The organism is Pseudomonas antarctica (assembly GCF_001647715.1).
Classification (GTDB): domain Bacteria; phylum Pseudomonadota; class Gammaproteobacteria; order Pseudomonadales; family Pseudomonadaceae; genus Aquipseudomonas; species Aquipseudomonas antarctica_A.
Window position 1 is genome coordinate 457,278 of sequence record NZ_CP015600.1, and the last position, 12,849, is coordinate 470,126.

The 12,849-nt window shown below is 60.6% G+C and carries 15 protein-coding genes and 2 pseudogenes; 4 read left to right on the top strand and 13 right to left on the bottom strand.

Going from position 1 to position 12,849, the window contains the following annotated elements:
* Window positions 1-56: 56 nt before the first annotated feature.
* Window positions 57-1,016: an amino acid ABC transporter permease gene (locus A7J50_RS01825; protein ID WP_064450282.1), complete on the top strand. Its 960-nt coding sequence runs from the start codon at window positions 57-59 to the stop codon at window positions 1,014-1,016.
* Entirely contained in the window at window positions 1,009-1,743 is a 735-nt protein-coding gene (locus A7J50_RS01830) for an amino acid ABC transporter ATP-binding protein (protein WP_064450283.1), read from the top strand. The genes A7J50_RS01825 and A7J50_RS01830 overlap by 8 nt, the downstream gene beginning before the upstream one ends.
* A gap of 13 nt (window positions 1,744-1,756) precedes the next feature.
* On the opposite strand, the gene A7J50_RS32160 is transcribed toward A7J50_RS01830, so the two are convergent.
* From A7J50_RS32160 to ubiE, 13 genes and pseudogenes are all read right to left on the bottom strand, one after another.
* Window positions 1,757-2,620, bottom strand: coding sequence for a methyl-accepting chemotaxis protein (locus A7J50_RS32160; RefSeq protein ID WP_420492091.1), 864 nt, complete (start codon window positions 2,618-2,620; stop codon window positions 1,757-1,759).
* Window positions 2,615-3,664: pseudogene (locus tag A7J50_RS32165) on the bottom strand (methyl-accepting chemotaxis protein); the annotation flags it as partial. The pseudogene A7J50_RS32165 and the gene A7J50_RS32160, both read right to left, overlap by 6 nt.
* Window positions 3,665-3,800: 136 nt before the next feature.
* On the bottom strand, window positions 3,801-4,673 hold the full coding sequence (locus A7J50_RS32170; RefSeq protein WP_420492092.1) for a methyl-accepting chemotaxis protein: 873 nt from the start codon (window positions 4,671-4,673) through the stop codon (window positions 3,801-3,803).
* A pseudogene (locus tag A7J50_RS32175) lies at window positions 4,659-5,717 on the bottom strand (methyl-accepting chemotaxis protein); the annotation flags it as partial. The pseudogene A7J50_RS32175 and the gene A7J50_RS32170, both read right to left, overlap by 15 nt.
* 186 nt (window positions 5,718-5,903) lie before the next feature.
* Window positions 5,904-6,611 carry a 16S rRNA (uracil(1498)-N(3))-methyltransferase gene (locus tag A7J50_RS01845; protein ID WP_064450286.1) on the bottom strand — a complete coding sequence of 236 codons (708 nt, stop codon included), beginning with the start codon at window positions 6,609-6,611 and terminating at the stop codon, window positions 5,904-5,906.
* A complete protein-coding gene (tatC, locus tag A7J50_RS01850) occupies window positions 6,608-7,399 on the bottom strand; it encodes a twin-arginine translocase subunit TatC (protein ID WP_064450287.1) in 792 nt (263 codons plus the stop codon). Before tatC ends, A7J50_RS01845 begins: the two co-directional genes overlap by 4 nt.
* Window positions 7,396-7,815: a Sec-independent protein translocase protein TatB gene (tatB, locus tag A7J50_RS01855; protein WP_064450288.1), complete on the bottom strand. Its 420-nt coding sequence runs from the start codon at window positions 7,813-7,815 to the stop codon at window positions 7,396-7,398. The genes tatC and tatB overlap by 4 nt, the downstream gene beginning before the upstream one ends.
* Window positions 7,816-7,825: 10 nt before the next feature.
* A complete protein-coding gene (locus A7J50_RS01860) occupies window positions 7,826-8,104 on the bottom strand; it encodes a twin-arginine translocase TatA/TatE family subunit (RefSeq protein ID WP_064450289.1) in 279 nt (92 codons plus the stop codon).
* Window positions 8,105-8,129: 25 nt separating this feature from the next.
* Window positions 8,130-8,462 (bottom strand): phosphoribosyl-ATP diphosphatase, encoded by a 333-nt coding sequence (locus A7J50_RS01865; RefSeq protein WP_053253935.1) that lies wholly within the window; start codon window positions 8,460-8,462, stop codon window positions 8,130-8,132.
* Window positions 8,463-8,464: 2 nt separating this feature from the next.
* Window positions 8,465-8,857 (bottom strand): phosphoribosyl-AMP cyclohydrolase, encoded by a 393-nt coding sequence (gene hisI, locus A7J50_RS01870; protein WP_012721796.1) that lies wholly within the window; start codon window positions 8,855-8,857, stop codon window positions 8,465-8,467.
* A gap of 41 nt (window positions 8,858-8,898) precedes the next feature.
* Window positions 8,899-10,503, bottom strand: a complete 1,605-nt coding sequence (gene ubiB, locus A7J50_RS01875) for a ubiquinone biosynthesis regulatory protein kinase UbiB (protein ID WP_064450290.1) — start codon at window positions 10,501-10,503, stop codon at window positions 8,899-8,901.
* Complete coding sequence (locus A7J50_RS01880) at window positions 10,500-11,123, bottom strand: ubiquinone biosynthesis accessory factor UbiJ (RefSeq protein WP_064450291.1); 624 nt, start codon at window positions 11,121-11,123, stop codon at window positions 10,500-10,502. The genes ubiB and A7J50_RS01880 overlap by 4 nt, the downstream gene beginning before the upstream one ends.
* Window positions 11,123-11,893 carry a bifunctional demethylmenaquinone methyltransferase/2-methoxy-6-polyprenyl-1,4-benzoquinol methylase UbiE gene (ubiE, locus tag A7J50_RS01885; protein WP_003171186.1) on the bottom strand — a complete coding sequence of 257 codons (771 nt, stop codon included), beginning with the start codon at window positions 11,891-11,893 and terminating at the stop codon, window positions 11,123-11,125. The genes A7J50_RS01880 and ubiE overlap by 1 nt, the downstream gene beginning before the upstream one ends.
* Before the next feature lie 144 nt (window positions 11,894-12,037).
* On the opposite strand from ubiE, the gene A7J50_RS01890 reads away from it, so the two are divergent.
* The gene (locus tag A7J50_RS01890; RefSeq protein WP_053253938.1) at window positions 12,038-12,313 is read left to right on the top strand and encodes a polyhydroxyalkanoic acid system family protein; all 276 of its coding nucleotides are present in this window, start codon (window positions 12,038-12,040) and stop codon (window positions 12,311-12,313) included.
* Between the two features lie 105 nt (window positions 12,314-12,418).
* Complete coding sequence (locus A7J50_RS01895; protein WP_064450292.1) at window positions 12,419-12,841, top strand: phasin family protein; 423 nt, start codon at window positions 12,419-12,421, stop codon at window positions 12,839-12,841.
* The last annotated feature ends 8 nt before the right edge of the window (window positions 12,842-12,849 follow it).

The window sequence follows — 12,849 nt, forward strand, 5'->3', positions numbered from 1 at the left end:
GAGCGGGCTTGCTCGCGAAAGCGGCCTGACAGGCGACATCAATCCCGGAAGCTGAAATGAAACAGAAAAAAGCCCAATGGCCCTGGCACCTGCTGACCGTGGTCGTGCTGGTTGGCCTGGCTGGCGCGTTGTACTACGCCACCTCGCTGATGTCCTACGAATGGCGCTGGAACCGCGTACCGCAGTACTTCGCCTATCAGGCCGAAACCTCCCAGCGTGCAGCCGACATCTCCACGGTCATTGAACTGGTGCGTAAAGGCGACGTAGCCGAAGTGACCCTGCGCAATGATGCCGGTGCCGAACAAAAGCTGACGGTTGCCGACAATAGCCTGCAAGTGGCGCGCGGTGACGACGTGGCCGAAGGCGATGTTATTGGCGTAACCCGGCATTGGGCGCTTGGCCCGCTGATGTGGGGCTTGTGGACCACCTTGTGGCTGTCGGTCATCTCCGGAATTCTGGGGCTGGTGATTGGCCTGGCAACCGGCTTGTGCCGTCTGTCCAGCAACCCGACCTTGCGCGATCTATCGACGATCTACGTCGAACTGGTGCGCGGCACGCCGCTATTGGTGCAAATCTTTATTTTCTATTTCTTCATCGGGACGGTGCTCAACCTGTCCCGGGAATTCGCCGGGATCGCCGCGTTGTCGCTGTTCACCGGCGCTTACGTGGCGGAAATTGTCCGCGCCGGCGTGCAGTCCATCACCCGTGGCCAGAACGAAGCCGCACGGTCCCTGGGGTTGAGTGCCAGCCAGTCGATGCGCCACGTGGTGTTGCCGCAAGCGTTCAAGCGCGTGTTGCCGCCGCTGGCCGGGCAATTTATCAGCCTGGTGAAAGACACGTCCCTGGTGTCGGTGATCGCGATTACCGAGTTGCTCAAAAGTGGTCGTGAAGTCATCACCACCTCGTTTTCGCCGTTTGAAATCCTGTTCTGTGTGGCAGGCCTGTACCTGCTGATCAACCTGCCGCTGTCGAAAATGGCCAGCCGGCTTGAGCGGAGGCTCGCGCAAAGTGATTGAAGTCCGCGATCTGGTAAAAGTCTTCGACACCCGTGGTCAGGTGGTGCGCGCGGTGGACCACGTCACCACCCAAGTCGCCAAGGGTGAAGTGCTGGTGGTGATCGGCCCTTCGGGTTCGGGCAAATCCACCTTTCTGCGCTGTCTTAACGGGTTGGAGGAGTTTGACGCAGGCTCGGTGAGCATCGACGGCCTGCAACTGGCCGACCCGAAGACTGACGTGAACGCCTATCGCCGCGAAGTCGGCATGGTGTTCCAGCACTTCAACCTGTTCCCCCACATGACCGTGCTGGAAAACCTGTGCCTGGCGCAAAAAGTCGTGCGCAAGCGCGGTAAGCAAGAGCGTGAAGCCAAGGCATTGGCGCTGCTGGAGAAAGTCGGCATTGCGCAAAAGGCCAACGAGTTCCCCTCACGGTTGTCCGGTGGCCAGCAACAGCGGGTGGCGATCGCCCGCGCGTTGGCCATGGAGCCCAAGGTGATGCTGTTTGATGAACCCACCTCGGCGCTGGACCCGGAAATGGTCGGCGAAGTGCTGGACGTGATGAAGACCCTGGCGCTGGAAGGCATGACCATGGTCTGCGTCACCCACGAGATGGGTTTTGCCCGCGAAGTAGCGGACCGGGTGCTGTTTTTCGATCACGGCAAGTTGCTGGAAGATGCGGCCCCGGCCGAGTTCTTCGATGCGCCGAAAGACCCACGGGCCCAGGCTTTCCTGCGCCAGGTGCTGTAGCGCAGGGCGAGCCTCAGAGCCTGAATTTACCGACCAGCGTCTGCAAATCCAGGCTCAACCTCGTCAACTGAACACTGGCGGCCGCCGTTTCCTCACTGGCGGCCGCCGTTTGTTCCGACACATTGCGCACTTTCAAGACACTGCGATTGATCTCCTCGGCCACCGCGCTTTGCTGCTCGGCGGCGGCGGCAATCTGTGGGTTCATCTCCTGGATGATCGACACGGTGCGGGCAATCGCTGCCAATGCCTCACCGGCGTCGCGGGTCAGACCGACGCTGTTGTCGGTGAGGCTGCGGCTGCTGTCCATGATGTCCGCGACCTGCTGGGTGCCGCTATGCAGGCCTTGGATCAACCCCTCGATTTCTTCTGCTGATTCCTGTGTCCGTTGGGCGAGGCTGCGCACTTCATCGGCCACCACCGCAAAACCTTCGCCCGCACTGCCCGCGCGTGCGGCTTCGATGGCGGCATTCAATGCCAGCAGGTTGGTCTGCTGGGACACTGATTTGATAACGTCCAGTACACTGCCGATCTTTTGGCTTTCCTGCTGCAGCGCCACCATCGCGCGGCTGGCGAGTTCCATTTCGCTGGCGAGGTTGCCTATCTGCTCGACTGCCTGTGTGACGACTTTGTCACCGGCGCAGGCTTGTTGATCCGCCTCATTCGCTGCTACCGACGCTTGTTCGGCATGCCGAGCGACTTCCTGAGAGGTTGCGAGCATTTCGTTCATGGCTGTCGCAACCTGGTCGGTCTCATCTCTCTGGTTGTTGACGCCGGAGCGGGTCTGCTCGGTGACGGTCGATAACTGGGTGGCCGCACTGGCGATCTGTCGGGCGCTGTCACCGATGCTACTGATCAGGTTGCGCAGGTTACGGGTCATTTGCCCAATGCTTTGCTGCAATTGGCCCATTTCATCGCGGCGGTCAACCTGAGTGTCGTGGCTCAGATCTCCTTCGGCTACACGGTGCGCGGCGTTGAGGATTTCTCGCAACGGTAGCGCGATTTGTCGAGCGATCCACCACGCCGCAAGGGCGCCCAGTAACAATGCGGCCACCGTGACCCAGATCAGCCATGTACGGGTCTGATCCGCTTCGCTGTCACGCTTGGCATTTTGGCCCTCGCTTAGCTGAAAGCTATGTTCACGCAACTCATTGAGTTGTTGTTCAAACCGATTTTGCACCGTTTCGGTAGTGAGCTGAGCCTCCTTGAGCTTGATCAACTGCTCGCGATAGTTGGCCATGTCGGTTTTGAGCAGTGCCGCGTCCACCGGCAGTGTGGTGACGGCGGTCTGTGCCACCTCCAGTGCGTCGAGAGTCTTACCGAGCGTCTCGGCATAAGCCTGTAGCGATTCGGCAGCCCATGCGGGGCTTTGCGCGCTGTCTTCGGCCTGCTCCATGGCCTGGCGCAGGTTTTCGATGGCGTTGAGAGCCTTCTCGTCCTGTTGAGCGGGCAGCGCGCCGGCGAGTTCGGCAAGGGCCTCGCTGGCTTGCAGAGCCGTTCGCTTGATGGCGGGACGGATGCTTTCCCGTTGCTCGATCAACGGGGGCAACGCCACCAAGGCTGCCTTGAAACTCGCCACGAGGCGCATCGCATCCTGAAGCCGCTGCATTTCGGCGGGGTCTTTCAATCGTTGGGAAAGGTCGGTGAGGTGTCGGTCGATCTTTTCAATCTGCAAGGTCATTTTGCCCAGGCTGGCAGCGTCCGTGAGGGTGCGATACACGATGCGGTCAGCACGCATGGCCTCTGCGTCCAGGGCCAGTTGCCCCAGGGTCGTGAGGTTGCTGGAACGGTAAAGGACGGCGTTGAGGGCTTGCCAACTCGTCGCGGCGATCAGGAAGCTCAAGATCAGCACTTGGCCAAAACCCAGTGCGAGCTTGAGACGGACGCTGGCATTGACCAGCCAGCGGGTCAGCCGAGGAAACATAGTGAACCTCCAAATCAGAGAAAGCGCTTCGCTACAGCTGAAACGCTAAATCGATTCGGGGTTGTGGCGGGCTGATAACTGCGTAGGAATTTTCACAAGTTGCGACGGCCTTGCTTGGCCGCCGCGAAGGCGCAGGTCAGATGCGGAACCGTCCAACCAGGGTCTGCAAATAGACACCCAAGCGTGCCAGCTCAGCGCTTGACGCCGCGGTTTCCTCACTGGCCGAGGACGTTTGTTCAGACACGTCGCGCACATTCAGCACGCTGCGGTTGATCTCTTCGGCCACGGCGCTTTGTTGCTCGGCGGCGGTGGCAATCTGCGAGTTCATCGCCTGAATGGTCGAGACCGTGCGGGTGATATTGCCCAGTGCGTTGCCGGCTCGACGAGTCAGTTCGACGCTGCTGTCGGTGAGGCCACGGCTGTTGTCCATGATGGTGGCTACCTGTTGGGTGCCGCTTTGCAGGCCGACGATCAGCTCTTCGATCTCTTCGGTGGACTTCTGGGTGCGCTGGGCCAGGCTGCGCACCTCATCGGCCACCACCGCGAAGCCGCGGCCGGCTTCACCGGCACGCGCCGCTTCAATCGCGGCGTTGAGTGCCAACAAGTTGGTTTGCTGGGCCACCGATTTGATCACGTCGAGCACGCTGCCGATCTTGTCGCTTTCGCGTTTCAGATGGCTCATGGCCTCGGTGGAATTGCCGACCTCGGTAGCCAAACGCTCGATCTGGGCGATGGCTTCACCGACCACCTTGTCACCCTCGCGGGCCTGCTGATCAGCGGCGACGGCGGCTTCCGAGGCTTCCTCGGCGTTGCGCGCCACTTCCTGCACGGTCGCAGCCATTTCATTCATGGCGGTGGCGACCTGGTCGGTCTCGATCTTCTGGCTGTTGACCCCGGCGCTGGTCTGCTCGGTCACGGCGGACAGTTGCTCGGCGGCGCTGGCGATCTGGGTGACGCCGTCGCTGATGCCGCCGATCAATTCGCGCAGGCCGACCGTCATGCTTTGCATGGCGCGTTGCAGTTGGCCCAGTTCGTCCTGGCGCGCGGAGTTCAGGTTGTGGCTCAGGTCGCCGGAGGCTACGCGTTCAGCGACATTGAGGGTCTGGTTCAGCGGAATGACGATCTGACGGGTGATGGCCCAGGCGGCGACCATGCCGAAGATCAGCGCCAGCACGGTGGCCAGCAGCAGCAGTTGTTTGGCGTGTGCGGCGTCGGCATCGCGCACGGCGGTTTGCGAGGTGGTGAGTTTCTCACTGTGGCCCAGCAGAATATCGCCTTGGGCGGTCATGATTTTCAGGGCAGCAGCGCTGGCGACCTGGGAGTCGCGGTATTGGCTGACGGCGGCGCGGTAGGCTTGCAGCGAGACGCCGGCCTCTTGCAGATTGGCCTGATACTGGGCCGGCAATTGGCCTTGGAGTTCGGTGATTTTCTTCAGGGCGTTGTCGATAGCGTCCAGGGCAGGCTGTTCGGCCTCCGTCTTGCCGCTGTAGGTGTAGCCGCGAACCTGGAAGCGTGATTGCTGGATCAGCTTGCTCAGGTCGACCACGCTGTTGAACTGCGTGACGCTATCGCCTTGCAGCAAGGCGGCTTCGATCTCGTTGATCTTGGCCACGGCGTTGTCGGCGGTGTCGCCGAGCTTGCTGCGGGCGCCTTCACGCTTCAGTCCCGCCTGCACCATGGTGGTGAAGGCCTTTTTGTATTGGTTCAGGGCGTCCAGCTGTTGTTCTACCAGGGCCTTGTCATCGGGTTGCTCGATCAGGGCTTGCGCGGTTTTCAGGCCGTTGTCCAGCTGTGTGAGCAGGCCGTTGACCGCATCCGTGCCCTGTTCGCCGCGACGCATTTCGAAGTCCAGGCGCGCCAGGCGCAGGTCTTTGGTCAGGCCGTTGAGGCTGGAGATGAAGCCCAGTTTGTCGCCGCGACTGATCACATCACCCAGGCCGGTCCAACCGGTGAAGGTGGTCAACAGCGTCAGGACCAACACCAGGCCAAAGCCAATGCTCAGCTTGCGATTGACGCTCACATTCCCCAGTTTTTCGGCTAACCAACGATACATACGGCGAACTCCCTTTGAACAAGGCTTGGACTTATTCAGAGGCTATCGGCCGTGTAGGAAGATTCTGTAGCGACGCCAATCCACTGTGGGAGCGGGCTTGCTCGCGATAGCGGTGTACCAGTGGCAGATAGTCTGACTGATCCACCGTTATCACGGGCAAGCCCGCGCCCACAGGGTTTGGCGTTGTTAGAACAGGCGGGCGAGCAGGGCGGTGACGGCGGTTTCTACGCGCAGGATTCGTGCGCCAAGTTGCACCGGTTGCAAGCCGGCCTTGGCCAGCAGGTCCACTTCGTAAGGAATCCAGCCACCTTCCGGGCCGATGGCCAGGGTCACAGGCGTATCCAGCCCACGGGGGCAGGCCGGGTAATCGCCGGGATGGCCGATCAGGCCCAGGGTGCCTTCGGTCATGGCCGGCAGGCGATCTTCGACAAACGGTTTGAAGCGTTTTTCGATAACGATTTCGGGCAGGACGGTGTCCCGTGCCTGTTCCAGGCCGAGGATCAGTTGCTCGCGAATCGCCTCAGGCTCCAGAAACGGGGTTTGCCAGAAGCTCTTTTCAACCCGGTAACTGTTGACCAATACCACCTTCGGTACGCCCATCGCCGCCACGGTTTGCAGCACCCGGCGCAGCATCTTGGGGCGTGGCAGGGCGAGCAGCAGGGTCAGGGGCAGTTTGGTCGGCGGCGGTTGGTCGAAGCTGACTTGCAGCTCTGCTTCGAGGGCTTCCAGGCGCAGCAGTTGCGCATTGCCCATCAGGCCGCCGATACGGCCCACGCGCAGGTTGTCGCCCACCGCAGCGCGGTGGACTTCCTGCATGTGCACCAGGCGCCGATCACGCAATATCACCCGGTCGGCCGCGATAAAGTCGGCCTCTTCAAGCAGCAGCAGGTTCACGGCTGCGTCGCTGGCGGCTGGTCGTCGTCGGCGGGTTGGTCATCCGGGTGGTCGCCACGCTTGCTGATCAGGCTGCCAAACAGGATGCCGATTTCGAACAGCATCCACATCGGCACAGCCAGCAGGGTCTGCGAGAAGATGTCCGGCGGCGTGAGGATCATGCCGACCACGAAGCAGCCGATGATGACGTACGGGCGGACTTTCTTCAGGTATTTGACGTCGACCACACCAATCCACACCAGCAGCACCACGGCCACCGGGATTTCGAAGGCCACGCCGAAGGCGAAGAACAGCGTCATCACGAAGTCGAGGTAGCTGGTGATGTCGGTCATCATCTCCACGCCGGCCGGGGTGGCGGCGGCGAAGAATTTGAAGATCAGCGGGAACACCAGGAAGTAGGCGAAGGCCATGCCGGTGTAGAACAGCAGGATGCTCGACACCAGCAACGGCACCGCGATGCGCTTCTCGTGCTTGTACAGGCCCGGTGCGATAAAGCCCCAGATCTGATGCAGGATCACCGGGATCGCCAGGAACAGCGAGACCATCATGGTCAGCTTCAGCGGCGTCAGGAACGGCGACGACACGTCGGTGGCGATCATCGTCGCGCCGGCCGGCAGGTACTGGCGCAGCGGCGTGGAGACGAAGGTATAGATTTGCTGGGTGAAGGCGAACAGCCCGGCAAAGATGATGAAGATGGCCGCTACGCAACGCAGCAGGCGGGTACGCAGCTCGGTGAGGTGCGAGACCAGCGGCATGTGATGGTCGTCTTCCGGTTTATCAGCGCTCATGGGGCTCGCGGCGGCAATGTAGGGTCATGGGGAGCGGGCGACGCAACGGGCGTCGGCGCTGGCTCGGTCGGGGTGTGAGCGGGCGGCGCGGGGGTGTGTTCCACCACCGGTGCAACGTCGGCCACGGGCGGTGGTGCGATGCTGTGCTCGGCCGGTTTGGGCGGCTCTTGCACCGGCGACAAAATCTTCCGCGCTTCCTGCTCCAACGACAGAATATGTTCGTTGTGCAGTTGGCGGCGGATCTCGTCGGCGCCGATTTCCCGTTCAACTTCCTGTTTGATGGCGTTGAAACTGCGTTTCAGGCGCCCGATCCAAAGGCCGGCCGTGCGTGCGGCACCGGGCAGGCGTTCCGGCCCCAGTACCAGCAGGGCCACGAGGCCGACGAGGAGCAGTTCAGAGAAGCTGATACCAAACATTAGTCAGTGCTCACGAGTCTTTGCGGGTCGGCTCTTCGACTTTTTCAGCCTGCACGTCGAAGGTACGACGCTCGGTGATCGGCTGGGTCGCCTGCGGGTGCACAGGCTGGGCCGGAGGTACCGGGTTGACCACCGGGTCGACGGGCTTTTCATCATCGTTCATGGCTTTGCGAAAGCCCTTGATCGACTCGCCCACGTCGGTGCCCAGGTTCTTGAGTTTCTTGGTGCCGAATACCAGAACGACCACCACGAGAATGACGATCCAGTGTTTCCAGTCAAAAATGCCCATGCTGCAATTCCTCTGTAAAAGTTATTCAGGCGGACGGGCGCGAGGCCTTTTCGACGTGCCCGGACAAGCCGAAGCGACGGTCCAGTTCATCCAGCACGGCCTGCGGATGCTGCCCCAGTTGGGCGAGCATGACCAGACTGTGGAACCATAAGTCAGCGGTTTCGTAGATCACATCGCTGCAATCACCGCTGATCTGCGCGTCTTTGGCGGCGATGATCGTCTCGATGGATTCTTCGCCAAGTTTTTCCAGAATCTTGTTCAGGCCCTTGTGGTACAGGCTGGCGACATAGGAGCTGTCGGCATCCGCGCCTTTGCGGTCTTCCAGCACCTGGGCCACACGGTTCAGGGTATCGCTCATGTTCAGTGTCCTGCCGAGTAAATGGCGTGCGGGTCTTTGAGCACCGGTTCCACAACCTTCCATTCGCCATTCTCGAACACGCGATAGAAGCAGCTGTGACGGCCGGTGTGGCAGGCGATATCGCCGATTTGCTCGACCTTGAGGATCACCACGTCGGCGTCGCAGTCGATGCGCATCTCGTGCAGGGTTTGCACGTGCCCGGACTCTTCGCCCTTGCGCCACAGTTTGCCACGCGAACGTGACCAGTAAATGGCGCGCTGCTCAGTGGCGGTGAGGCTCAGGGCCTCGCGGTTCATCCAGGCCATCATCAGTACGCGCCCGGTCTTGTAGTCCTGGGCAATGGCCGGCACCAGGCCGTCACTGTCCCACTTGATCTCGTCCAGCCAGTCTTTCATGTTCGGCTCCGGCAATTTGCGACAGTGTATAACCGGATGGGTTATCGACGCACGATCAGATAAACACCCACGGCGACCATGATGCCCGCCGGCCAATGCCCCAGTTGGTTCAGCGGCCCGCCAATGGCCAGCATCACGCCGCCGACCAGATGCGCGGCACCCAGCAGGCGCAGGAACCAGTCGTCCTTGCGCGTTTGCCATGGCGGTGCGGGGTCTTTGGCGTGGGGCTGAGACATCCGTTCCAGCAGGTCGCGGGTCATGTTGGCCAGGTGCGGCAGTTGCTCCACTTGGCTTTGCAGGTTGCCCAGCAGGGTTTTCGGGCTGACGCGCTCGCGCATCCAGCGTTCGAGGAACGGCTGCGCGGTATTCCACAGATCGAGGTCCGGGTACAACTGACGGCCCAGGCCTTCGATGTTGAGCAGGGTTTTTTGCAGCAAGACCAGCTGCGGCTGCACTTCCATATTGAAGCGGCGCGCGGTCTGGAACAGGCGCATCAGCACCTGTCCGAATGAAATATCTTTTAACGGTTTTTCAAAGATTGGCTCGCACACCGTGCGGATCGCTGCTTCGAATTCGTTGAGCTTGGTTTCCGCCGGCACCCAGCCCGAATCAATGTGCAATTGCGCCACGCGGCGATAGTCACGCTTGAAGAAGGCGAACAGGTTACGCGCCAGGTAATCCTGGTCTTCCGGGGTCAGGCTGCCGACGATGCCGCAATCGATCGCAATGTACTGCGGGCTCCACGGGTTCACGGTGCTGACGAAGATGTTGCCCGGGTGCATGTCGGCGTGGAAGAAACTGTCGCGGAACACCTGGGTGAAGAAAATCTCTACACCGCGTTCGGCGAGCATCTTCATGTCGGTGCGCTGGTCGGCCAGGGTGGCGAGGTCGGTGACCTGCACGCCGTAGATGCGCTCCATCACCAGCACTTTAGGGCGGCACCAGTCCCAATACACCTGCGGCACGTACAGCAGCGATGAGCCTTCGAAGTTGCGCTTGAGCTGGCTGGCGTTGGCGGCTTCGCGTAGCAGGTCGAGTTCGTCGTAGATGGTTTTTTCGTAGTCGGCGACCACGTCCACCGGGTGCAACAGGCGCGCATCGGCAGAGAAGCGTTCGGCGGCCCGGGCCAAGATGAACAGCCACGCCAGGTCCTGACCGATGATCGGCTTGAGGCCTGGGCGAATCACCTTCACCACCACTTCTTCGCCGGTCTTGAGCTGCGCTGCGTGCACTTGTGCGACCGAGGCCGAGGCCAGCGGCTCGACGTCAAAGCGGCTGAACACTTCGCTGATTTTCTTGCCCAGCTGTTCTTCGATCAGCTTCATCGATTGCTGGGAGTCGAAGGGCGGTACGCGGTCCTGCAACAGCATCAGTTCGTCGGCGATATCTTCCGGTAACAGGTCGCGCCGGGTGGAGAGGATCTGCCCGAATTTGATAAAGATCGGCCCCAGGTCCTGCAACGCCAGGCGCAGGCGCGCGCCACGGCTCAGCTCCAGCGGTTTGCGCGGGAACCAGCGCCACGGCAGTACGTAGCGCACCGCCAGCAGAAACCATGGCAATGGCAGGGCGAACAGCAGGTCATCGAGGCGGTAGCGGATTACGACGCGCTGGATACGAAACAAACGGCGGACGGCGAGCAGCTTCATGCGTTATCGCTTGGATCAAGGGACCGGCTCAGGCGCTCGAAGCGCGCCTCAAGGCGTTCCAGGTCGATTTTGGCCTTGTCGAGTTCGCGAAAGCGCGCTTGCGCTTCGCGTTCTCCGACCAGGGTGCGCGATTCTTCGCTCAGGTATTCGGCGAGGTTCTGGTTGAGGCTGGCGAACCCCTGCTGGTACCAGCGCGCGCGGCTGCGCAGGTGCCCGCTGATCAGTTGGGTGGCGACGGGGCCGATCCAGCGCGACAGCTCGTATTCCCAATCCAGTTCCAGGTCTTGCAGCACGGCGGCCAGGTCCATCAGCACCGCGCTGTCGCCTTCCAGCTCCACTTCAGGGCTGTGCAGGATGGCGGTTTTATTGCGACTCAACACCAGGTGCAACAGGCTCGACGCCGGCGCACGCAGGGTGCAGTCGGCTTCGGCGGCCCAATCACTGGCGAGCAGCAGGCCTTCATCGCTGGGCAGGATAAACAGCTGCAAGGCAGGGCTGCGGCAATCTACGGCAATGATTTTGCCGTTCAAGTGCGCGAGCCGCGCCAGGGCGGTGCTGTCCAGGCGCAGTACACGGTTAAGGCCGTGTTCAACGCTGGCGAGAAGACCGGCGAACAGCATCAGGGCTTGATACCGCGGTGCAGGGCGACGATACCCGAGGTCATGTTGTGGTAGGTCACGCGGTCGAAACCGGCTTCTACCATCATGGACTTCAGGGTTTCCTGGTCGGGGTGCATGCGGATCGATTCAGCCAGGTAGCGGTAGCTTTCGGCGTCATTGGTGATCAGCTTGCCCATCAGCGGCATGAAGGCGAACGAGTAAGTGTCGTAGACCTTGGACATCAGCGCGTTGGTCGGCTTGGAGAACTCCAGCACGAGCAGGCGGCCGCCCGGCTTGAGTACGCGCAGCATCGAGCGGATCGCGTCCTCTTTATGGGTCACGTTGCGCAGGCCGAAGGCGATGGTCACGCAGTCGAAATGGTTGTCCGGGAACGGCAGTTTTTCTGCGTCGGCCTGGACGAACTCGATATTGCCGGCCACACCTTTATCCAGCAGGCGATCACGGCCGACCTTGAGCATCGAGCCGTTGATGTCCGCCAGCACGACCTGGCCGGTAGGGCCGACGAGCTTGGAGAACTTGGCCGCCAGGTCACCCGTACCGCCGGCGATATCCAGCACGCGGTTGCCGGTGCGTACGCCCGACAGTTCGATAGTGAAGCGTTTCCACAGGCGGTGCATGCCGCCCGACAGCACGTCGTTCATCAGGTCGTACTTGGCGGCTACGGAGTGGAACACCTCAGCGACTTTTTCCGCTTTCTGGCTTTCCGGGACGTTCTTGAAGCCGAAGTGAGTGGTGGGTTCGGCATCGCTGCCTTTGCGCTGATCAGTCATATCGCTGTCACCAAAAGAGAATGCGGGACATGATAATCCCCAAGGCCTGCTTTGTCTTGGCAAGGCTGAAGGTAAGATAGACGGTCACCGAGACCTTTTGCCGCATGGCAGGTGTTCCAGTCGCAATAAAGAGGAGTCATAGCAATGGCCCGTATTACCGTTGAACGTGCACACACCCTGGGTAAGGACGGCGCGCGCGCGAAGGCCGAGAAGTTGGCGAACAAACTCAAGGAGCAATACGGCCTGGAGCCGTCGTGGTCCGGCGATACCTTGAACCTCAAGCGTTCGGGGGTTAAAGGCACCGTGTTGGTTGCGGATGATTCGTTGCGCATTGATGTGGAACTGGGACTGTTGATGTCGGCCATGAGTGGCACTATCAAGTCTGAAATCGAGAAAGCCCTGGATAAGGCATTGGCCTGATCGCTGTGTTCTTAGGGTGCCGATTCTAATTTTTCACCCTACTTTGTGCCCAAGCCCTCAACTCCTGCGGGCCGTTCCTCGACCCTAATCTGCGTGAGGTGCACCATGGCCAAAGTTATTTTGAAGAAAAAAATCGACGTTCAGTCTACCGCCCTGAGTGACGTTAAAAGCTATGCCCGCAAGATCTGGCTGGCGGGCCTTGGTGCCTATGCCAAGGTCGGCAGCGAGGGTACCGAGTACTTCAAAGAGCTGGTTAAGACCGGTCAACATGTTGAAAGTAAAGGCAAAAAAGTTGTGGTTGAACAACTTGATGCCGCCAACAGTCAGATTGACCAAGTAAAGAGTAATGTCTCAAGCGTCAAAGGCCTGGTTGAAGTTCAACTGGATAAAGTTGAAAAAGCTTTTGACACGCGTGTTGCAAGTGCCTTGAATCGGATCGGCATTGCGTCTAAACATGACGTTGAGACACTCTCTGCTAAGCTCGAAGAGCTGACGGCATTGCTAGAACGTGTCGCGCGTAAACACTAAGGAGACAT